The sequence below is a fragment of the Enhydrobacter sp. genome, assembly GCF_030246845.1.
Taxonomy (GTDB): domain Bacteria; phylum Pseudomonadota; class Alphaproteobacteria; order Reyranellales; family Reyranellaceae; genus Reyranella.
In genome coordinates this window covers 5,411,087-5,430,479 of record NZ_CP126889.1, presented here as the reverse complement: position 1 = coordinate 5,430,479, position 19,393 = coordinate 5,411,087, and the positions used below count along the sequence as shown (strand labels likewise).

The window sequence follows — 19,393 nt, the reverse complement described above, 5'->3', positions numbered from 1 at the left end:
GCAACCCCTTCGAGGCTCAGACAAATGACTGCACCGACCAACACCTTCACCACCGGCGAGGCCGTCGGCGTCCGCGAGGACCTGCACGACAAGATCTTCATGCTGAACAAGGACGAGTTCCCGTTCATGTCGGCGATCGGCTCGGGCACGGCCCGCAACACCTACAGCGAGTGGCAGACCGACTCGCTCGGCAACGGCTCGGCCGCCAACTTCAACTACGAGGGCGACGACACGGCCGCCGTCGCGGTGACGCCGACCGTGCGCGTGGGCAACCGCACGCAGATCCTCAAGAAGTCGTTCACCATCTCCGAGACCGACGAGGCCGTCGACAGCGCTGGCCGCAAGTCCGAGATCGGCCTGCAGACGATGAAGCAGGGCCGCCAGATCAAGATGGATCTCGAGACCACGCTTCTTCTGAATCAGGCCTCGGTCGCCGAGACGCCGGGCACCACGCCGCGCAAGATGGGCGGGCTGCTGTCGTGGCTCGCCACCAACGCCTCGCGCGGCAGCGGCGGCGCCTCGGGCGGCTTCGCCAGCGGCGACACCACCGCCGCAACCGACGGCACGCAGCGGCCCTTCACCGAGGCGCTGCTCAAGGCCGGCATCCAGACCACCTGGACGAACGGCGGCCGGCCGACGCTGATCATCGTCAACGGCAACCAGAAGCAGGTGGCGTCGGGCTTCACCGGCATCGCGACCCAGTTCCAGGAGGCCAAGGGCCGGATCGCGACCGTGATCGGCGCCGTCGATCGATATGTCAGCGACTTCGGCACCTTCAACATTGCGGCCGACCGCTACATGAGCACGCGCGACGCCGTGGGGGTCGATCCCGCGATGGCCAAGGTGCTGTGGCTCCGCAAGTTCAGGCGTGTCGAGCTCGCGCGCACGGGCGACGCGCGCAAGTTCCACATCATCGGCGAGGCGACGCTGCAGGTCTCCAACGAGGCCGCGCACTTCGTGGTGGCCGACCTGAGCTGATCGCGACCGGGCGGGGCGGCCCGTGCCGCCTCGCCCCCATTTCTCAAAGGAGTGAACATGGCCAAGAAAGTTCAGACGCGGACGATCTCGCTCACGATCGATCACGTCCACATGCCGGTCGATCTGCTCGATCCCGACTGGGCGGGCACGACCGAAACGAGGCGCTACCCCGGCAAGGCGGAGGGCCGGCGCCTCAAGTACGAAGTCCATGCCGGGATGGCCGACTTCCTGATCGGCCGCGACCAGGCGATCGAGGTGCCGACCCCGGAGGAAGGCGCATGAGCAGGCGCTCGGCGATCCTGTTCCTCGATCCGGACGCCCGGCTGGTAAAGCGATTCCATCGCCTGCACGACGGCGGCTGGGCGCACGAGACCGTGCAGGACGTGCAGCCGATCCTCGACGCCAACAAGGAGGCGCAGAACCATTGCGATCCGCGCAGCAGGAGCGGCGAGCTGCGGCTGGTGGCGCGGGTGCCGGCGATCTTCATCCAGAAATGGTTCGACGAGGAGGGCATCGACTTCTGGTCGCCCGACCCGGACATGCAGCGGCGCGTCGACGCCAGGCTCAACGACCCGGCCTGGCGCTGGCTGCGCACCGACAGCTCGGTGCTGTGACGGGAAGGATCCCTCGGCTTCGCCTCGGGACGACACGGTTTTCGTGTCATCCCGAGCGCAGCGAGAGATCTTCCAGCGAGCGGAAACGAAGAGGACATAGCGATGGCTGTACAGATCACGACCTATGCCGGGCTGCAGTCGGCGGTGGCGGCGTGGCTGGCGCGCGAGGGAGATGGCGATCTCGCCAACCGCGCCGACGATTTCCTGGCGCTCTGCGAGCAGCGCCTCTACTACGGCAAGCCCGCGCTCGCGGCGCTCGGCATTCCGGAGCACGAGGCGGTGCGGATTCCTGAGATGTACCGCTCCGATCCGGGCTTCGCGCTGGCGCAGGGCGCGGCCCAGCCGGCGGGCTTCCTCGAGCTGGTCGAGGCGACGCTGAACGGTGCCGACGCTTCGCAGCCGCTGCAGATCGTCGAGGAGAGCGTCATCGACGGCATGAACGCCCATGCCGGCGCGGCGCCGCGCCTGATCGCGGTGTCGGGCACCGGCTTTCGCCTGTGGCCCGATCCGGGAAGCGGCAGCTTCACCGCGACGCTGCGCTGGTACGGCACGCTCGCCACGCCGTCGGGCGCCAACCCGACCAACTGGATCCTGGCCAATGCGCCCGGCGTCTATCTCAACGGCTGCCTGCTCGAGGCGGCGATCTTCACCCAGGACCCCGACAGCGCACGCTACTACGCCGCGCTCTACGCCGCCGACGTGGCGGGGCTCAACATCCGCCGCCAGCGCGTACTCGCCTCGGCGCACAACCTCCGCCTGAAGCTGCGCGCGAGGACGCCGTGATGCCGAGAATCCCCTTCGCCGAATGGCGGCCCGACATGCCCGATCTCGGTCAGTGGGCGCGCGAGGCGCTGAACGTGGTGCCGGGCGAGGAGAGCTACACGCCTTTCCAGTCGCTCGCCGCCGCGACCGACGCGCTCACGGCGCGGGCGCAGGGTGCCGCATGGTTCCGCTGTCCCGACGGCACGCAGAAGATGTTCGCGGGCGACGCCGCCAGGCTCTATCTGCTCTCCGGCGCGGCCTGGAGCGATGTCAGCCGGCTCGCGGGCGGCGCCTATGCGACGGGCGGCGACAATGCCTGGCGGTTCGAGCAGTTCGGGCCGCTCGCGATCGCGGTCAACGGCGTCGACGCGCCGCAGAAGTTCGATCTCGCGGCCGGCACGCGCTGGCAGCCGCTGGGCGGCTCGCCGCCGGTCGGCGCCTTCGTCGCCAATGTCGGCGACTTCCTGGTAATGGCCAAGATCGGCACCGCGCGCCAGAGGGTGCAATGGTCGGCGATCGACGACTGCGAGAGCTGGGGCAGCGATCCCACGACCCAGGCCGATGTCAACGACGAGCCCGACGGCGGCGACATCACCGGGCTGGTGGGTGGCGAATTCGGCCTGATCTTCCAGGAGGCGGCGATCCGGCGCATGACCTACGAGGGCTCGCCGGTCGTGTTCCGCATCGACAAGATCGCGCGCGATCTCGGCGCCAGCATCCCGAGCAGCGTGGCGGGCGTGGCCGACCTCGCCTTCTTCCTGCACAAGTCCGGCTTCCACATGATCCAGGGTGGCCAGACGATCACGCCGATCGGCCGCGGCAAGGTCGACCGCACCTTCTGGCGCGAGTTCGACGAGACCAACGCCTTCCGCGCCTCGGCGGCGATCGACCCGGTGCGCGGACTCTATATCTTCGCCTATCCGGCCAACGGCAACGCCGGCACGCCCAACCGGCTGCTGATCTACAACTGGCGGACCGCCCGCTGGTCGCGCGCGACGCAGACCTGCGAGCTCGTCTATTCGGGCGTGGCGCAGAAAAGCTACACGCTCGAGGAGCTCGACGCCTTCGGCACGCTCGAGACGCTGCCGTTCTCGCTCGACAGCAGCTACTGGACGGGCATCACGTCGCTGCTGCTGTTCGGCTTCGACACCGGCCACCGGGCCGGCGCCTTCAACGGGACGGTGATGCCGGCGACGGTGGAGACGGCGGAGCTCGCGCCGGGCGGGGGAAGGCGGGTCACCCTGCGCGGCTGCCGGCCGCTGATCGACGGCGGCGCGCCCGCGATCGCCGCCGGCGTGCGCGAGAGCCAGCAGGCGATCGTGACCTATACGCCGTTCGTCGGCCTCACCGGTGCGGGCCTCGCGCCGTTGCGCCGCAGCGGCCGCTACTTTCGGCTCCGCGCCACGCTGGCCGCCGGCGCCGCCTGGTCGAACATGCAGGGGATCGACGATCTCGATGTCCAGCCGGCGGGCCGGCGATGAGCCTGCCCGCCCTGCCGCGCGGCGCGATCGGCCATCCGGCGGCCGAGACCGTCGTCAACCGGCTGATCCGGGAGTTCAACCGGCCCGACCGCAAGCCGCCGATCGTCGGAACCGATACCGGCAGCGCGACCGCCTACGCCATCGCGCCCGTGCCGGGCATCGTCTCCTACGAGGTCGGGCAGGAGTTCGCCTTCCTCGCCGCGCACACGAACACGGCGGCCGACCCGACGCTGGCGGTGAACGGCCTCGCCGCCGGAACGCTCGGCACCGGCGCCGGCACGATCGCGGCGGGCGCCATGGTGCGCGCGATCGTGACCGCCGTCGCAAGCGGGATGCCGACCTTCCGTCTGCTGTCGCCGCGGCCGGTCTTCACCGCGGCGCTGGGCGCGGACGTGGCACTCTCCAACACGGGCACGAGGTTCACCGGCCCTTCGGTCGCGCAGGGCAACGACGGCCTGTGGCTGGTGACCGGCCAGCTCGTGGTGCAGGACACCGCAGCCGCCAACGGCGCGCGTTTCTACGGCTTCTTGTCGGACGGCACGACGACCATCGCGAGCGCCGCCGTCTCGACCTATCTCGCCAACGCTGTCGCCATCCTCTCGATGTCCGGCGTCATCGCGCAGCCCGCCGGCAATTTGCGTCTCGCGGCGCAGGACGCGACTGCCGCCACCGGCCGCATCCTCAGCAACGTCTCCGGCGGCGGGAAGGATTCGACCATCACCGCCGTGCGGCTCGACTGACCGCCGATGGACGGCACGCGGCCCGATGTCGGCATGGTGCCGGCGCCGCTGGTCCGCTTGGTGTGGCGCGATCTGTGGCCGCTGCTCGAACCCGCCTGGCGCCGGTCGCGCGACAAGGACGACCTGCCGGCAGGCCTCGCGGCGCGCCGCCTGCAGCTCTGGGCGATCTATGAAGGCGGCATGCCCGTCGCGGCGGTGGTGACGCGCCTCAACCGGCATTGCCGACCGGACGGCATGCTCGACTGCCGCGTCTGGCTGGTGGGCGGGCGAGGGCTCGCGCGCTGGCTGCCCGACCTGCTCGAAAGACTCGTCGCCTGGGCGCGGGCCGAAGGCTGCGCCTGCCTCTCCGGCGCCGGCCGCAAAGGCTGGGCGCGGATCGCGCACCGGCTCGGCTGCGTGCCTGCCGGCGAGGAGGAGGGCGACACGGTCTGGCGGCTCGCGCTGTCGTCGCGTCGACCGCCGGTGTCGGCTGCGGGGTGATCCGGACCGTCAGCCGCGCCGGGCCGCCTCGATCGCGGCGACGTCGATCTTCCTCATGTCCATCATCGCTTTGAAGGCGCGCTTTGCCTCGTCGCCGCCGGCGGCCATCGCCTCGGTCAGCACGCGCGGCGTGATCTGCCAGGAGATGCCCCATTTGTCCTTGCACCAGCCGCATGCGCTTTCCTGGCCGCCATTGCCGACGATGGCGTTCCAGTAGCGGTCGGTCTCCTGCTGGTCGTCGGTGGCGATCTGGAACGAGAAGGCCTCGTTGTGCTTGAACGCGGGACCACCGTTGAGGCCGATGCAGGGTATGCCGGCGACCGTGAATTCGACCGTCAGCACGTCGCCCGCCTTGCCCGACGGGTAGTCGGCGGGCGCACGATGGACGGCGCGCACCGAGCTGTTCGGAAAGGTCTCTGCGTAGAAGCGGGCCGCAGCCTCGGCGTCCTTGTCGTACCACAGGCAGATCGTGTTCTTGGCAATCGCCATTGCTTGTCCTCTTGCGTTGGGGGCCGTCTTCCGCGCCACGGTTCTAGAACAGATTCCGAAATGGTGGAACCATCCGCCAGAGGAGCCGTGCAAGCACGCCGTCGCGAAGGCAAGGCCATTCGGGTTCCACCATCCACAGCCGTTCCCCGAACGGTCACGATTGCCGGGCAAGACGACTTCGCCTAAGCAGGGCCGAGCCGACACCGTCGCGCCGCTTCCGAAGCGGCGCGGGGACCAGCGGCGAACTTCACCGCCACCTTCCGGACCGATGGAGATTCGCGCTTGTCCCGATCGCTTTCCGATTCCCTTTCCCGCCGCATCGCGCCCGCCGAGGTGACGCCATGAGCGGCGGCGGCTCGAGCGGCACCACCTACCAGCAGTCGCAAAGCGAGAGCGGGCCGCCGGCTTTCCTGCAGCCGTTCCTGCAGGGCGGCATCGACGATCTGGTCGGCTACTACAACGCCCACCCGACCGCGCCGACCTATTACGGCGGCGAGACGGTGGCGCCGCTCTCGACGCAGTCGCAGGCCGCGGTCGATCTCGCGAGCGCGCTGGCCGGCAGCAATCCGATGCTCACCGCGGCCAACGGCGCGCTGGGCCGCTTCCTCGACGGCAGCCATCTCGATCCGCGCACCGACCCGGACTACCAGGCCGCCCTCGCGGCCTCGTTCCAGCCCGCGATCGACGCCTTCAACAGCCAGGTGCTGCCGGGCCTCAATTCGTCGTGGTCGCTCGCCGGCCGCTACGGCAGCGGCGGGCGGGCCGGCGCCATCGACCGTGCGACGCGGACGCTCGACGACAGCCTCGCCGATGCCGCCGCCGGCGCCGGCGCGCGCTACTACACCGACGCGCTCGGCCAGCAGCTCCAGGCGGCGGGGAGCGTGCCCGGCCTCAACGCCGCGCGCTGGCAGGACGTGGCGGGGCTCGCCGCCGCCGGCCGCACCATCGACCGGCAGCGCCAGGCCGAGGATGCGGCGGCGCAGGCGGCCTACGACTACAACGCCAATGCGCAGATGGACTACATCGCGCGCTATCTCGCGATGCTGAACGCCGGCTATCCCGGCCGCACGACCAGCGGCTCGGGCTTCGCCAACAGCACGACCGTCCGCTCGGCCGATCCGTTCAGCCGGATCCTGGGCGGCGCGGGCGCGCTGACCGGCCTGCTGGGCCTGTTCTAGCCGGGACGCGAGGATCGAGACGAGGATCGACCGATGGACATCAGCCAGAGCAACTGGAACGAGGCCGACGACAACAACACGACCGCCGCACCGGACGGCGCGCCCGAGGGCATGCCGCCGTCGGGCGTGAACGACACGCTGCGGGCCATGATGGGCGCGATCAAGCGCTGGTACGACCAGAGCATTCCGCGCACGACCGACGGCGCGGGCAGCAGCACGGCCTATCGGCTGAGCTACGACGCGATCCCGACGGCCCTGGCCGACGGGATGACCTTCCTGGTGGGCTTCGACAAGAGCTGCGGCAACGCGCCGACGCTGGAGGTGAATAGCCTGGGCGCGAAGCCGCTGCACAAATGGACGTCCGGTTCCTGGGTCGCGCTGGTGGCGGGCGACCTGATGGCCGGCCAGATCGTGCGGCTCGCCTACGACCAGGCATCCGGCGCGCTGCGCATCCTGGCGCCGCTCAACGTGGTGCCGACCGGCGCGACGCTGGGCTTCCGCGGCACCGCGGCCCAGGTGCCCGCGGGCTGGCTGATCGAGCGCGGCACCTCGATCGGCGATGCCGCCTCGGGCGCCACCGAGCTCGCGAGTGCGGCCTGCGAGGCGCTGTTCAAGCTCCTGTGGGCCAATGCCAATTATGCGGTGCAGACCCCGGCCGGCGGCGCGACGGCCAAGGGCGCCTCGGCCGACGCCGACTGGGCCGCGCACCGCCGGCTCGTCCTGTCCGACATGGCCGACACCTTCCGCCGCGGCGCCACGGCCACCCCCGGCGGCACCGGTGGCGCGGCGACGCATAGCCATAGTGTGAGTGTGAGCGGAAGCGGCTCGGGCACGGCAAGTGGAACGACGAATGGTGATGGAGCTTCGCAGCAGGGCCTCGGCGGCGGTTCTGGTTTTGCGCCCACGACGTCCCATGCTCACACGTTCAGTGCCAACGTTAGCGTCTCCGTGAGTGCTACCGGCACTTCCGGAAGCACATCGAATATTCCGCCTTACGTATATGAGCTCTCGATCATCAAGCTATGATCAACAAACTCACGAGAGGTGTCGAGGTCATGGCCTATCAATTCACACACGACTGGTTCTCGCACAACATCGAGAACTGGCGGCGATGGTTGGCTCAATTTGAAGGCAAGCCGCATATTCGCGCTCTCGAGATCGGCAGCTATGAGGGGCGGTCTACCACTTGGCTGCTCGAGCACGTGCTTACTCACGAGACGAGCTGCATCGAGTGCGTGGATCCTTTTCTGGATGAGTACTACAGCAGGTTCTCAGCAAATATTGCGCCTTGGAGACAGCGGGTGGTCCTCCATCGAGGATGGAGTGGTGCCATGCTTCCGGCGATCGCCGGCGAGTTCGATTTCGTCTATGTCGACGGCGATCACCGCCCGTTTGCAGTTCTTTCAGATGCGGTTCTCTCCTGGCCTCGCCTGAAGGTTGGTGGTTTGCTGATTTTCGACGACTATCTGTTCGTGCCGTATGAGATCGATCCGGAATTGAGTGTGAAATGGTCGCAAGAGCAGGCGCTGGCTCAGATCACCAAGCATCCGGCACTATGCCCGAAGACGGCCATAGACGGCTTTCTGACAGCACTTACCGGCCAGTACGAACTGGTAGGCCAAGGATATCAGCTCGTTATTCGCAAGCTCGCTGATCCAGGTACTGCGCTCGCTTCGCTGACCTCAACGGCGTAATTGTCATCCTCGTATGCGTCATGCCCTAAAGGCGTTCGAGGTCCAGCCAGCGGAAGTGTTGCTCGCGGAAGGTGAAATCGAGGATGGTCCGGAAGGTCAACGGGTCGAGGCGCGCGCGCAGCTTGTCCGCATCGTACCATTCCGCCCAGGGAGTTCTGTCGCCATCGGTCATCCGGCCCCAATCGCCGAAGGCGGGACAGCCCTCGCGCATCCAGCGCTCCCTGGGATAGACGAGCTCGATCCAGCGCGCCTTCGGCTTCAGATGCCGGGCGATCTGCGCGCATTCCCGGCGCGCCAGGTCTAACGGCACGTGATGCAGGGAGCCGCAGGCGAACACGGCGTCGAACTCGCCGAGGCCGTCGAACGAGAGATCGTCGCCGATCAGGTGGAAGGCGGGCCGCAGTCCCTTCAGCGCCGCGATCCGGCGCAGCAACTCGAGATTGCCGGGCGCGATGTCGGCGAAGACCCAGTCGGCGCCGAGGCTCGCGAACCTCATGCCGTTCAGCCCCAGGCCGGACCCGACATCGAGGACGCACTTCCCGGCGAAGAAGTCGCGATAGAGAACGTCGATCCAGCCGAGCTCCTCGGTCAGCCGCCGCTCGGCCATCCGCTCCCAGAATGCCAGCAGGTCGGCATCCGGCAGCCCGAGCAGATCGGACGAGAAGATGCGGCCATCGGTGTCGCTCCCGCCCGGCACCTCCCGCCATTTTTCACGATGCACCGCCAGATCCATTGTCGCTTGCCTCCCCGCGCGGCCGAAGGCGGACGGTCTGGCCGCCAACCTTTCGGTCTTTCTGCTTTCGTAATCTTCATCATGAAGCAAATCCACTGTCGTTGCCGATCCGGAGTCGTCTTCCACCCAGCGCATCGACCTTGCCGCCGGCTTATGCAACACGATACTGTTCGTAGAGGAGCGTGGACCCAAGCACCTGAAGGAGGAGCTTTTCATGCCCACAAATACCCGAGCCCTGATCGAGAAGATCGAGGCGCTGCCTGCCGAACAGATCGCCTCGGTCGAGGATTTCGTGGATTTCATCGCGACCAAGACACGCAGGCTGACGGCGGTGGATCGGCTTCTCGCGATCGCTCCCGCGCTGGAAGCGGCCGGCGCGCCGCCAATGACGGAAGAGGACATCGCCGCCGAGGTGGAGGCGTCGCGCGCCGCACGACGAAGCCGGAGCGCCGGTGCGGATCGTTCTTGATACAAACGTCGCGCTCTCCGCGCTCCTCTGGCGCGGCACGCCATATCGTCTCCTGGAAGCCATCCGGAGACAGGAGCATGTACAGCTCTTCGCCAGCGCCGCCTTGCTGGCGGAACTAGTGGACCAAATCTAACATTTCGATTCGCGAGGGGATTCCCGATCGGGCTCGCGTATGCGAGTCAGAGGAATGCACGAGCGAACGAACTTTCAGTTGAATGCCACGGACCGTGGCGAGCTGGAGGCGGTGGTGGCCAACCGCAACAGCCCGCAAAAGCACGTCTGGCGGGCAAGGATCGTTCTTTTGACCGCCGACGGGCATGGCACTGCCGAGATCATGCGTGCCACCGGCAAGGCCAAGACGGTGATCTGGCGCTGGCAGGAACGGTTCGGGGCGGAAGGTGCAGCGGGGCTGTGGCGCGACAAGACACGCCCGTCGCGCATCCCGCCGCTCCATCCCGAGGTGGCCGAGCACGTTGTCGCCATGACGCTGGCAGGGCCGCCGTCGGGGGCGAGCCATTGGACCGGCCCGGCGATGGCCGAGGCGGCCGGGATCAGCGTCAGCTCGGTGCAACGGATCTGGCGCGCCCATGGCCTGAGGCCGCATCTGGTCCGCCAATTCAAGCTGTCCAATGATCCGCAGTTTGCCGCCAAGCTCAGGGACATCGTCGGGCTGTACGTCAATCCGCCCGACCACGCCATCGTGCTCTCGGTCGATGAAAAGAGCCAAATCCAGGCGCTGGACCGCACCCAGCCGGGACTGCCGATGAAGAAGGGGCGCGCCGGCACCATGACCCACGACTACAAGCGCCATGGCGTCACCACTCTGTTCGCCGCCCTCGACGTCCTGGAGGGCAAGGTTATCGGCCAGTGCATGAAGCGCCATCGTCATCAAGAGTTCATCCGCTTCCTCAACGCCATCGATGCAAGGACACCCAGGAGAAAGACGATCCACGTCATCATCGATAACTATGCCACCCACAGCCATCCCAAAGTGATGCAATGGCTCGACAAGCATCCGCGGTTCGCCTTCCACTTCACCCCAACGTCGGCGTCCTGGCTCAATGCCGTCGAGGGCTTCTTTGCAAAGCTCGCGAACAAACGCCTCAAGCGCGGCGTCTTCCGATCTCTTCGCGAACTCAAAGACGCCATCCACTGCTTCCTTCGCCTCCACAATGCAGACCCAAGGCCCTTCATCTGGACAAAGGACCCCAACAAAATCATCGCCGCCGTCAAACGAGGGCACCAAGTGTTAGATTCCATCCACTAGGTGAGGTCCTGATCCGCTCCGTCGCCGCGAAGCGGCTTGCTCTCATTGGCCGTGCTGCCCATGAGATCCTCGCCGACTACGGCGATGCCGTCGAGCTGGTGACACCGCTCTCGATCCCGAATGTCATTGCCGCTGATCCGGACGACGATCAGGTCATCGCCGCAGCGGTCGCCGCCAAGGCTGATCTTCTCGTCTCCGGCGAATACGTTAGTCCACCGTCGTTCCCCTAACGGTCACGATTGCCTCGCAAGCGAGGTTTCCTCTAAAGAGAAATCGTCAGCCGGCATCGTCGCCTCGCTCCTCGGAGCGGGGCGGGGACAAGCGGCGAACTTCACTGCCATCCCTGGCTTGCTGGAGATTCGCGCTTGTCCGTTCCCGTCACCCGACTCGATTCCGATCGCTCTGCCGAGCGCGTCGAGGCGCGGCTCGAGACACACGAGAAGATCTGCGCCGAGCGCTACGCCAACATCAACCACCAGCTCGCGACGCTGCATGCGCGGCTCGACGCGATGAGCAACCGCCTGTGGGCGGCGGCCGGCGGCTCGATCGTGATCCTGCTCACCGCCGTCGGCGCCACCGCCTTCGCCCTGATCATGGGGCGGCACGGATGAGGATCTCGGCCGAGGGGCTCGACCTCATCAAGACCTGCGAGGGCTTCCGCGATTGCGCCTATCGCGACGGCTCGGGCGTCTGGACGATCGCCTGGGGCCACACCGAAGGCGTGCGCGAGGGCGACCGTTGCGATGGTGCGCAGGGCGAGGCCTGGCTCGTCCGCGACGTCGCCCGCGCCGAGGCGGCGGTGCGGCGGCAGATCGCGGTGCCGCTCTCGCAACGGCAGTTCGACGCGCTGGTCTCCTTCGCCTTCAACATCGGGCCGGCGGCGCTCGCCGGCTCGACGCTCCGGCGCAAGCTCGATGCCGGCGACTATGCGGGCGCCGCCGACGAGTTCCCGCGCTGGGTGCACGACGCCACGGGCGCCGTCGTGCCCGGCCTGGTGAGGCGGCGCGCGCTCGAGCGCGCCCTTTTTCTCGACAACCCGCAAGGAGCAACGACGACATGAACTGGAAACTGCTGGGCGCGCTCGCCTGGACCTGGCTGAGCGCGCGCCTCGTCGAGAAGACGACCTGGATCGGCCTCGTGGGCGCGCTGGCCACCGCCGCGGGCTACGCCTTCGCGCCGGGCGAGGTCGAGACGATCGCGACCGTCGTCGCCGGCATTGCCGCCGCGGTGCTGATCGGGACTCCCTCCGGGGGAGGCACCTCGTGAAGCGGGCGCACATGCTGGCGACGGCCGCGCTCATGACGCTCGCCGCCTGCCAGGCCAGCATGCCGCCCAGCAGCGCCGTGCTGGCGAGCATGACCTCCTACCAGGCGGCGCTGGTGCTGGCGGTGAAGTACAACCAGCTTCCGCGCTGCGTCGCGGACGGCCCGAAGATCTGCTCCGACGCCGCGGTGGTGAAGCAGCTCCGCATGGCCGACGACGCGGCGCTGGCGGCGCTCGAGGCGGCGCAGAACGTGGTGCTGACGCCCGGCGCCACCCAGAGCGCCATCGAGGCGGCCCAGGCGTCGGCGCGCGAGGCCGTCACCGCCTTCCAGTCGATTCTCGCCATCTACGACGTGAAGTGAGGTCGGCAATGGACATCGCCTCGATCATGACCCTCGTGGCCCAGGTGCTGCAAGTGCTGCCCGGCGCCATTGCTGCCGGCATCCAGGTGGAAGGCCTGATCACCCGCACGCTGCAGGTCGTCCGCTCGCCCACCGCCGCAACAGAGGCCGATCTCGACCGGGCCCATGCCGAGCTGCTGGCGCTCAAGGCGCAGCTCGACGCCGATCCGGTTTCGACAGGGTGGTAGAGGCTTTCAGCACACTCACCATCCGTGTCATCCCGAACGAAGTGAGGGATCTTTCGCGACGTCGATCAAAGATCCCTCGCCACGCTCGGGATGACACTATTGTTTGCAGTCAGGATTCTTTCTGGAGTTGTTCACCTCGGCCGTGGCCGCACGCGGGCAGTGGGCTCGGCAACCAGCGGGTCGTCGGGCCAGTAGTGGCGCGGGTAGCGGCCCCTGAGCTCGGCCTTCACCGCCTTGTAGCCGCCGGCCCAGAAGCTCGCGAGATCGCGCGTCACCTGGACCGGACGGCGCGCCGGCGACAGCAGATGGATCGTGAGCGCGACCTTGCCGTCGGCCACGCGCGGCGTGTCGGTGAGGCCGAACATCTCCTGCAGCCGCACCGAGAGCGTGGGCTCGGCGGGATCGGCATAGTCGATCGGCACGCGCGAGCCGCTCGGCACCTCGACATGCGTCGGCGCCAGCCGGTCGAGCGCGCGCTGGCGGTCCCATGGCACGAGTGCCTTGAGCGCCGCCGCGAGATCGACGCGCGCGAGGTGGTCGCGCCGCGACACGCCGTCGAGGAAGGGCGACAGCCATTCGTTCAATGACGCGAGTAGGGCGGCGTCGGAGAGATCCGGCCACGCGGAGTCGAGCGTGCGCAGGAAGGCGACGCGCCGGCGCCACTTTGCGAGATCGTCGCTCCAGGGCAGGGCGGCGATGCCGAGCTGGCGCACGCCGTCGAGCATCGCGGCCTTCACCTTCTCCGGGTCGGGCCCGGCGAGCGGCTTGTCCTCGAGGAAGAGCGCGCCCAGCCGGCGGCGGCGCCGCGCCAGCACCGCGCCCTCGCGCGCCTGCCACTGCACGATCTCCTCGTCGACGATGCGCTCGGCAAAGAGTTCCTCGATCTCGGCCGAGGTGACGGGCGCGGCGAGGAAGATGCGGGCGTCCTGCGCCGAACCGTCGAGATCGGCCACCACCAGGAACTCCTCGTTGGCCATCGGGTCGCCTTCGGCCAGCGCCGCGCCGCGGCCGCCGGACAGAAGATAGCGTCCCGCGGTGCCGGGTCGGCGGCGGCCGATGCGGTCGGGATAGGCGAGCGCCAGCAGGGCGCCGGTCATGGCGACGTCGGGCGTCTCGTTCTTCGCGTCGCGCGGCATCAGGCGGCGCGCGGACTCCCGGATCAGCCGCAGCGCACCGTCGCCTTTGCCGTCGAGCGCAATCTCGACACGATGGCGCAGATCGACATCGCGCTGGCCCGGCGGCAGGCGCAGGAAGTCGCGCTCGCCCAGGATCGCGGCCAGCAGCGCCGCGATGCGGCCCTGTCCCAGCTCGCGGCCCTTCAGCACGAGATGCGCGAGTCTGGGATGCTGGCCGAGCCGCGCCATGGCGCGGCCGTGCGACGTGATCGCGCCGAGCGGGTCGAGCGCGCCCAGATCCACGAGCAGCTTGCGGGCCGCAGCGAGCGAGGCGGCGGGCGGCGACGTGAGCCACGGCAGCGTCGCGGCGTCGCTTGCGCCCCAGGCCGCGAGCTCGAGGGCGAGCGGGGCGAGGTCGGCGTCGAGGATCTCGGGCGGCGTAAAGGGCAGAAGCCCGCGCTGCGCCTCCTCGGTCCACAGCCGATAGCAGACGCCGGGTTCGAGGCGGCCGGCGCGGCCGCGCCGTTGGTCGGCCGAGGCCTGGCTCACGCGCACGGTCTCCAGCCGCGTCATCCCCGAGCGCGGCGAGAAGCGCGGCACGCGCATCAGCCCGGCATCGATCACGATCCGCACGCCCTCGATGGTGAGGCTGGTCTCGGCGATGGCGGTCGCCAGCACCACCTTGCGGCGGCCGGCCGGCACGGGTGCGATGGCGAGGTCCTGCTGGTTGGCTGGCAGGTCGCCGTAGAGCGGCGCCACGTCGATATCGGCGCCGAGGTCGGCGAGCCGCTCCTGAACGCGGCGGATCTCGCCCGTGCCCGGCAGGAACACGAGCGCGCTGCCGCTCTCCTCGCGCAGCGCCGCGCGGATGGCGCTTGCCGCCGTGTCCTCGATGCGGTCCCGGGCCTCGCGATCGAGATAGCGCGTCGCGACGGGAAACATTCGGCCGGCTGATTCCACAAGCGGCGCGCCGCCCAGCCGCTCGACAACGGGGCCGGGATCGAGCGTTGCCGACATCGCGAGCACGCGCAGGTCCTCGCGCAACGCGGTTTGCGATTCGCGCACCAGCGCAAAGGCGAGATCGGTCTCCAGCCCGCGCTCGTGCAGCTCGTCGAAGATGACGCAGCCGATGCCTTCGAGCGCGGGATCGTCCTGCAGCATTCGCAGGAAGAGGCCGTCGGTCACGACCTCGATCCGGGTGCGCGGGCCGACCTTGCTGTCGAGGCGCACGCGATAACCCACCGTCTCACCCACCGCTTCGCCGAGCGTCGCCGCCATACGCCGCGCCGCGGCGCGTGCGGCAAGCCGGCGCGGCTCCTGCATCACGATCTTTCGGCTCCCGAGCCACGGCGCGTCGAGCAGCGCGAGCGGCACGCGCGTCGTCTTGCCGGCGCCCGGCGGCGCCACCAGCACCGCGGCACTGCGCGCCGCGAGCACCGCCTTCAATCGCGGCAGCGCCTCGTCGACCGGAAGGGAGGGTGAGGGCATGGCGGGCTTATGGCATCATCAGACCGCGGGCTTCCAGCCCGCTCATGCGCGCAGGATGCGCGCGGTCCGTCTGAAGTCGGGAGGACGACGTGCTGAAGCTCACCTTCTGCCTGCGGCGATTGCCGAGCCTGTCGCTCGCCGAGTTCCAGGACTACTGGCTGAACCGGCACGGGCCGCTGGTGCGTCGTTTGCAGCCGGCCTTGCGCATGACGCGCTACGTGCAGCTCCATCGCCTCGAGGGCGATCTCGCGGCGGGCATGCGGCGCGTGCGCGGCGCGCCCGAGCCGTTCGACGGCGTCGCCGAGCTGTGGTGGGCGGACGAGGACACTTTCCGCGCCGCCGGCCGCGATCCTGCCGCGCGCGAGGCCGGCCGGCTGCTGCTGGAGGACGAGGCGAAGTTCATCGATCTGCCCCGATCTCCGCTGTGGCTGAACCGCGAGGAGACGATCTATGCGGCGGCGGAGGAGGCACGGCGATGATCGGACGTTTCCTCCTCGTCCTCGCGGCCCTGATGCTGCCGCTCGGCGCGGCGCAGGCGGGCAGCTATCCCTCCAGGCCGATCCACCTCGTCATCGGCTATGCGCCGGGTGGCGGCAACGACCTGATCGCGCGCATCGTCGCCGCCAAGCTCGAGGAGAAGCTCGGCCAGCCGGTCGTGGTCGAGAACAAGCCGGGCGCCCAGTCGATCGTGGCCGCCGAGCTGGTCGCCAAGGCGCCGCCCGACGGCTACACGCTGTTCGTGGCGCCGAGCGGGCCGCTCACCGTCAATCCCGCCGTCTATTCCAGGTTGCCCTACGATCCGGAGGAGGACTTCGCGCCGATTTCGCTGCTGGCCGACTTCCCGCTGCTGCTGGTGGTCGGGCCCGATCAGCCGGTGACGAGCGTGCCCGAGCTGGTGGCCTACGGCCGCGCCCATCCCGAGCTCGCCAACTATGCCTCGGCGGCCACTGCGTTCCAGCTCGCGTCGGAGCTCTTCAACCAGCGCACCGGCTCGCGGTTCCAGTACATCCCCTACAAGGGCAGCGGCGAGATGGCGCGCGCGGTGATGAGCGGGCAGGTCCTGATGGCGATCGCCGATACGGGACCGCTCGCGGGGCCGGTCAAGGGCGGCAAGCTGCGCGCGCTGGCCGTCACGACGCCGCGGCGCAGCAGGTTCTTCCCCGAGGTGCCCACCCTCACCGAGGTCGGCATCGCCGACATGGAGATCTCGCTCTGGACCGGCATCGTCGCGCCCGCCGGCACGCCGGACGATGTCGTCGATCTCCTGCAGAAGGCGATCGCGCAGTCGCTCGAGCTGCCCGACGTCCGCGCGGCGCTGGAAGGGATCGCGGTCGACGCGCACAGCTCGACGGCGGAGGAATACCGCGACCTGATCGCCCGCGACATCGCGCGCTGGAAGGAAGTTGCCGGCAAGGCCAACATCAAGCTCGACTGAGGACGCCATGGACATCAACGAGGCCCGCCGTTCGACGGCGCATTATTTCCTCGAAGGCCTGACCGAGATCGGCTGCGACTATCTCTTCTGCAACTTCGGCACCGACCATGCGCCGCTGATCGAGGCGATGGCGGCGTTCGGGCGCGACGGCCGCAAGGCGCCGCAGACCATCATCTGCCCGCACGAGATCACCGCCGTGCACATGGCGGCGGGCTACTACCTCGCCACCGGCCGCGGCCAGGGCGTGATGGTCCATGTCGATGCCGGCACCGCCAATTCGGCGATGGCCCTGCACAATCTCTGCCGTGGCCGCGTCCCCGTGCTGCTGATGGCGGGGCGCGCGCCCTTCACCACCCGCGGCGAGCTCCTGGGCACGCGCGACACCTACGTGCATTTCGTGCAGGAGCCGTTCGACCAGGCGGGCATCGTGCGGCCCTACACCAAGTGGGAATACAACCTGCCCTCGGGCGTGGTCGCCAAGGAGGCGCTCGGCCGCGCCCACATGGTGATGATGAGCGAGCCCCGCGGCCCGGTCTACATGACCTTCCCGCGCGAGACGCTGACCGAGCTCTGGTCGGAGGGACAGATCCGCTCCTATCCGCAGGAGCGGTTCGGTCCGGCCGAGTTGGGCGCCGTCGATCCGCCGTCGGTCGATGTCATCGCGGCGCGGCTGCTGGCGGCGGAACGGCCGCTGCTGATCACCGCCTATGCCGGCCGCAATCCCGCCGCGGTGGGCCTGCTCGACGAGCTGGCGCGCTTCGCCGGCATTCGCGTCATCGAGTTCAATCCGATCCACGTCAACCTGCCGTACGATTCGCCGTGCCACGGCGGCTTCACGCCAGCCAGGGCGCTGGCCGAGGCCGATGTCGGCCTTCTGGTCGATGTCGACGTGCCGTGGATCCCGAAGGACATGCCCGACAATCCCTCGACCTGGTGGGCGCATGTCGACCTCGATCCCGAGAAGCGCGGCTTCCCGATGTGGACCTTCCCCGCGAACCTGCGGCGGCAGGGCGACAGCCGGCGCTTCCTCGCCGATCTCCTGGCGGTCCTGAAGGAGAAGGCCGACGCAGGCTTCAGGATACGCGCCGAGGCGCGCGTGCAGGAGCTGGCCGAGGAGGCGAGAAGCCGCCGCGAGCAGGCGGCCCGGCTGGCCGCCGAGCGCGGCACCACGGGCGAAATCAACCCGCACTTCCTGTGCGCGGCGCTCGCGAAGGTGCTCGGCCCGTCCGACATCGTGATCAACGAGGCGATCCGCAACATTCCGGTGGTGCTGCAGCAGATGCCGCGCAGCAGGCCCGGCAGCCGGGTCGGCCTCGCCGGGGCGGGGCTGGGCTTCTCCGCCAGCGTCGCCCTGGGGCTGAAGCTGGCGCTGCCCGACCGGATCGTCATGCCGATCATGGGCGACGGCACGTTCTATTTCTCCAACCCGCAGTCGGTGCTCGCGGTGTCGCAGAAATACGGCCTGCCGATCTTCGCGGTGGTGCTCGACAATTCGGGCTGGGGCGCGGTGAAGGAGGCGACGTTGCGCGTCTATCCCGCGGGCGAGGCAAAGGCGAGCGGCGAGTTCGGCGCCGCCTTCGGGCCGGCGATGGACTTCGCGAAGATCGCCGAAGCGGCCGGCGCGCACGGCGAATCGCTGTCCGATCCCGACGCCGTCGAGCCCGCCATCGCCCGCTGCCTGGCCGCGCTGCGCGCCGGCCGCTCGGCCATCCTGCACGCGCGGGTGACGAAGCTGTAGCGCGGCAAAGGACCCGTCGCATGCGCTCGGGATGACACGACATTCGGTGTCGTCCCGAACGCAGTGCTTGCCCCGAGCGAAGTCGAAGGGAGGATCTTTCGGCAAGACCGGTCTGTCTGACGGCGTACTTGGCGGAAGGACATATCCACCGGAACGATCAGCTCGATGTGACACTCAGCAAGATCGCGACCGTCCCGATCATGCCCCTCGGCCGCCATCGGCTCCCGCTCACGAGCTGGAAGCGACTCTTCAGGTGAATGCCGCAACGGCAACCATGCCCAACACGATCAGGACGAGCCCGCTGATGAGCATCGGCAGGAGGCTGCTGCCCGAATAAGGGTCTTCGTCTGTCATGGGAGCCTTCCTTTCGCCGCCGGGATTCTCGATCACGGGTCGTCTCCTCTTAAGGAGCATTTTCAATACCGATTTAGGCTGTTATAGAGGCATCGTAAATACCTATTTTCACCGCAAGGAGGACGAAGGGCATGGAGAAGATGCGGCTTGTCGCCGGCATGGCGACGATGCTTGCGTTCCTTGCAGTTGCCGGCGCCGGAAGGGCGCAGGACGCTGGCGAGGCTCAAAAAGGCGCGAAGGTCTTCAAGCGTGTCTGCGCCGCTTGTCATGCCAGCGAAGCCGGCAAGAACAAGATCGGACCGTCGCTTTTCGGCGTGGTCGGCCGGCGATCCGGCAGCGTGCCCGGCTTCACCTACTCCAAGGCGATGAAAACGGCAGACATCACCTGGGACGACGAGACGATCGACAAGTACATCGCCAATCCCAAGAAGGTCGTGCCGGGCAACAAGATGGCGTATGCCGGCGCAAAGAAGGAGGCCGAGCGCAAGGAGATCATCGCCTACCTCGAGACCCTTCATTGAGAAGG

26 protein-coding genes are annotated in these 19,393 nt (G+C 68.6%); 22 read left to right on the top strand and 4 right to left on the bottom strand.

Going from position 1 to position 19,393, the window contains the following annotated elements:
• The first annotated feature begins 24 nt into the window (after nt 1-24).
• From OJF58_RS26980 to OJF58_RS26950, 7 genes are all read left to right on the top strand, one after another.
• Entirely contained in the window at nt 25-978 is a 954-nt protein-coding gene (locus tag OJF58_RS26980; RefSeq protein WP_300780986.1) for a DUF5309 domain-containing protein, read from the top strand.
• Between the two features lie 57 nt (nt 979-1,035).
• Nucleotides 1,036-1,260: a hypothetical protein gene (locus tag OJF58_RS26975; RefSeq protein ID WP_300780985.1), complete on the top strand. Its 225-nt coding sequence runs from the start codon at nt 1,036-1,038 to the stop codon at nt 1,258-1,260.
• On the top strand, nt 1,257-1,592 hold the full coding sequence (locus OJF58_RS26970) for a hypothetical protein (RefSeq protein WP_300780984.1): 336 nt from the start codon (nt 1,257-1,259) through the stop codon (nt 1,590-1,592). The genes OJF58_RS26975 and OJF58_RS26970 overlap by 4 nt, the downstream gene beginning before the upstream one ends.
• 102 nt (nt 1,593-1,694) lie before the next feature.
• Nucleotides 1,695-2,375, top strand: a complete 681-nt coding sequence (locus OJF58_RS26965; protein ID WP_300780983.1) for a hypothetical protein — start codon at nt 1,695-1,697, stop codon at nt 2,373-2,375.
• Nucleotides 2,375-3,835, top strand: a complete 1,461-nt coding sequence (locus tag OJF58_RS26960) for a hypothetical protein (protein ID WP_300780982.1) — start codon at nt 2,375-2,377, stop codon at nt 3,833-3,835. Before OJF58_RS26965 ends, OJF58_RS26960 begins: the two co-directional genes overlap by 1 nt.
• Nucleotides 3,832-4,575: a hypothetical protein gene (locus OJF58_RS26955; RefSeq protein WP_300780981.1), complete on the top strand. Its 744-nt coding sequence runs from the start codon at nt 3,832-3,834 to the stop codon at nt 4,573-4,575. The genes OJF58_RS26960 and OJF58_RS26955 overlap by 4 nt, the downstream gene beginning before the upstream one ends.
• Nucleotides 4,576-4,581: 6 nt before the next feature.
• Nucleotides 4,582-5,055, top strand: coding sequence for a hypothetical protein (locus OJF58_RS26950; protein WP_300780980.1), 474 nt, complete (start codon nt 4,582-4,584; stop codon nt 5,053-5,055).
• A 9-nt stretch (nt 5,056-5,064) separates the two neighbouring features.
• Here the strand turns inward: OJF58_RS26950 and OJF58_RS26945 are convergent, their stop codons facing one another.
• On the bottom strand, nt 5,065-5,538 hold the full coding sequence (locus OJF58_RS26945; protein WP_300785411.1) for a VOC family protein: 474 nt from the start codon (nt 5,536-5,538) through the stop codon (nt 5,065-5,067).
• A 347-nt stretch (nt 5,539-5,885) separates the two neighbouring features.
• On the opposite strand from OJF58_RS26945, the gene OJF58_RS26940 reads away from it, so the two are divergent.
• Genes OJF58_RS26940 through OJF58_RS26930 form a run of 3 tightly spaced genes read left to right on the top strand, consistent with a single transcriptional unit; the run spans nt 5,886 to nt 8,416 of the window.
• A complete protein-coding gene (locus OJF58_RS26940; protein WP_300780979.1) occupies nt 5,886-6,722 on the top strand; it encodes a hypothetical protein in 837 nt (278 codons plus the stop codon).
• Between the two features lie 33 nt (nt 6,723-6,755).
• Nucleotides 6,756-7,748 carry a hypothetical protein gene (locus OJF58_RS26935; protein WP_300780978.1) on the top strand — a complete coding sequence of 331 codons (993 nt, stop codon included), beginning with the start codon at nt 6,756-6,758 and terminating at the stop codon, nt 7,746-7,748.
• A 29-nt stretch (nt 7,749-7,777) separates the two neighbouring features.
• Nucleotides 7,778-8,416 (top strand): class I SAM-dependent methyltransferase, encoded by a 639-nt coding sequence (locus OJF58_RS26930; protein ID WP_300780977.1) that lies wholly within the window; start codon nt 7,778-7,780, stop codon nt 8,414-8,416.
• Nucleotides 8,417-8,441: 25 nt separating this feature from the next.
• Here the strand turns inward: OJF58_RS26930 and OJF58_RS26925 are convergent, their stop codons facing one another.
• Nucleotides 8,442-9,149, bottom strand: a complete 708-nt coding sequence (locus OJF58_RS26925; RefSeq protein WP_300780976.1) for a class I SAM-dependent methyltransferase — start codon at nt 9,147-9,149, stop codon at nt 8,442-8,444.
• 214 nt (nt 9,150-9,363) lie between these two features.
• Between OJF58_RS26925 and OJF58_RS26920 the strand changes: the two genes are divergently transcribed.
• The 8 genes from OJF58_RS26920 to OJF58_RS26890 all read left to right on the top strand — a co-directional run bounded on the left by OJF58_RS26920 (nt 9,364) and on the right by OJF58_RS26890 (nt 12,737).
• Nucleotides 9,364-9,618 carry a hypothetical protein gene (locus OJF58_RS26920; RefSeq protein WP_300780975.1) on the top strand — a complete coding sequence of 85 codons (255 nt, stop codon included), beginning with the start codon at nt 9,364-9,366 and terminating at the stop codon, nt 9,616-9,618.
• The gene (locus OJF58_RS27220; RefSeq protein ID WP_366526802.1) at nt 9,602-9,751 is read left to right on the top strand and encodes a PIN domain-containing protein; all 150 of its coding nucleotides are present in this window, start codon (nt 9,602-9,604) and stop codon (nt 9,749-9,751) included. The genes OJF58_RS26920 and OJF58_RS27220 overlap by 17 nt, the downstream gene beginning before the upstream one ends.
• A gap of 54 nt (nt 9,752-9,805) precedes the next feature.
• Nucleotides 9,806-10,885 carry an IS630 family transposase gene (locus tag OJF58_RS26915; protein ID WP_300779365.1) on the top strand — a complete coding sequence of 360 codons (1,080 nt, stop codon included), beginning with the start codon at nt 9,806-9,808 and terminating at the stop codon, nt 10,883-10,885.
• A gap of 365 nt (nt 10,886-11,250) precedes the next feature.
• Complete coding sequence (locus OJF58_RS26910) at nt 11,251-11,496, top strand: hypothetical protein (RefSeq protein WP_300780974.1); 246 nt, start codon at nt 11,251-11,253, stop codon at nt 11,494-11,496.
• Entirely contained in the window at nt 11,493-11,945 is a 453-nt protein-coding gene (locus tag OJF58_RS26905; protein WP_300780973.1) for a lysozyme, read from the top strand. Before OJF58_RS26910 ends, OJF58_RS26905 begins: the two co-directional genes overlap by 4 nt.
• Entirely contained in the window at nt 11,942-12,151 is a 210-nt protein-coding gene (locus tag OJF58_RS26900; protein WP_300780972.1) for a hypothetical protein, read from the top strand. Before OJF58_RS26905 ends, OJF58_RS26900 begins: the two co-directional genes overlap by 4 nt.
• Nucleotides 12,148-12,510, top strand: coding sequence for a hypothetical protein (locus OJF58_RS26895; RefSeq protein WP_300780971.1), 363 nt, complete (start codon nt 12,148-12,150; stop codon nt 12,508-12,510). The genes OJF58_RS26900 and OJF58_RS26895 overlap by 4 nt, the downstream gene beginning before the upstream one ends.
• Nucleotides 12,511-12,518: 8 nt before the next feature.
• Nucleotides 12,519-12,737, top strand: coding sequence for a hypothetical protein (locus tag OJF58_RS26890; RefSeq protein ID WP_300780970.1), 219 nt, complete (start codon nt 12,519-12,521; stop codon nt 12,735-12,737).
• Nucleotides 12,738-12,868: 131 nt separating this feature from the next.
• Here OJF58_RS26890 and hrpB read toward each other — a convergent pair whose 3' ends face one another.
• Complete coding sequence (hrpB, locus tag OJF58_RS26885; protein WP_300780969.1) at nt 12,869-15,340, bottom strand: ATP-dependent helicase HrpB; 2,472 nt, start codon at nt 15,338-15,340, stop codon at nt 12,869-12,871.
• A gap of 89 nt (nt 15,341-15,429) precedes the next feature.
• Here hrpB and OJF58_RS26880 point away from each other — a divergent pair, with 89 nt between their 5' ends.
• Genes OJF58_RS26880 through OJF58_RS26870 form a run of 3 tightly spaced genes read left to right on the top strand, consistent with a single transcriptional unit; the run spans nt 15,430 to nt 18,513 of the window.
• The gene (locus OJF58_RS26880; protein ID WP_300780968.1) at nt 15,430-15,819 is read left to right on the top strand and encodes an EthD domain-containing protein; all 390 of its coding nucleotides are present in this window, start codon (nt 15,430-15,432) and stop codon (nt 15,817-15,819) included.
• Nucleotides 15,816-16,775: a tripartite tricarboxylate transporter substrate binding protein gene (locus tag OJF58_RS26875; RefSeq protein ID WP_300780967.1), complete on the top strand. Its 960-nt coding sequence runs from the start codon at nt 15,816-15,818 to the stop codon at nt 16,773-16,775. Before OJF58_RS26880 ends, OJF58_RS26875 begins: the two co-directional genes overlap by 4 nt.
• 7 nt (nt 16,776-16,782) lie before the next feature.
• A complete protein-coding gene (locus tag OJF58_RS26870; protein ID WP_300780966.1) occupies nt 16,783-18,513 on the top strand; it encodes a thiamine pyrophosphate-requiring protein in 1,731 nt (576 codons plus the stop codon).
• Nucleotides 18,514-18,762: 249 nt separating this feature from the next.
• On the opposite strand, the gene OJF58_RS26865 is transcribed toward OJF58_RS26870, so the two are convergent.
• On the bottom strand, nt 18,763-18,903 hold the full coding sequence (locus OJF58_RS26865) for a hypothetical protein (RefSeq protein WP_300780965.1): 141 nt from the start codon (nt 18,901-18,903) through the stop codon (nt 18,763-18,765).
• 95 nt (nt 18,904-18,998) lie between these two features.
• Here OJF58_RS26865 and OJF58_RS26860 point away from each other — a divergent pair, with 95 nt between their 5' ends.
• The gene (locus OJF58_RS26860; protein ID WP_300780964.1) at nt 18,999-19,388 is read left to right on the top strand and encodes a cytochrome c family protein; all 390 of its coding nucleotides are present in this window, start codon (nt 18,999-19,001) and stop codon (nt 19,386-19,388) included.
• Nucleotides 19,389-19,393: the final 5 nt, after the last annotated feature.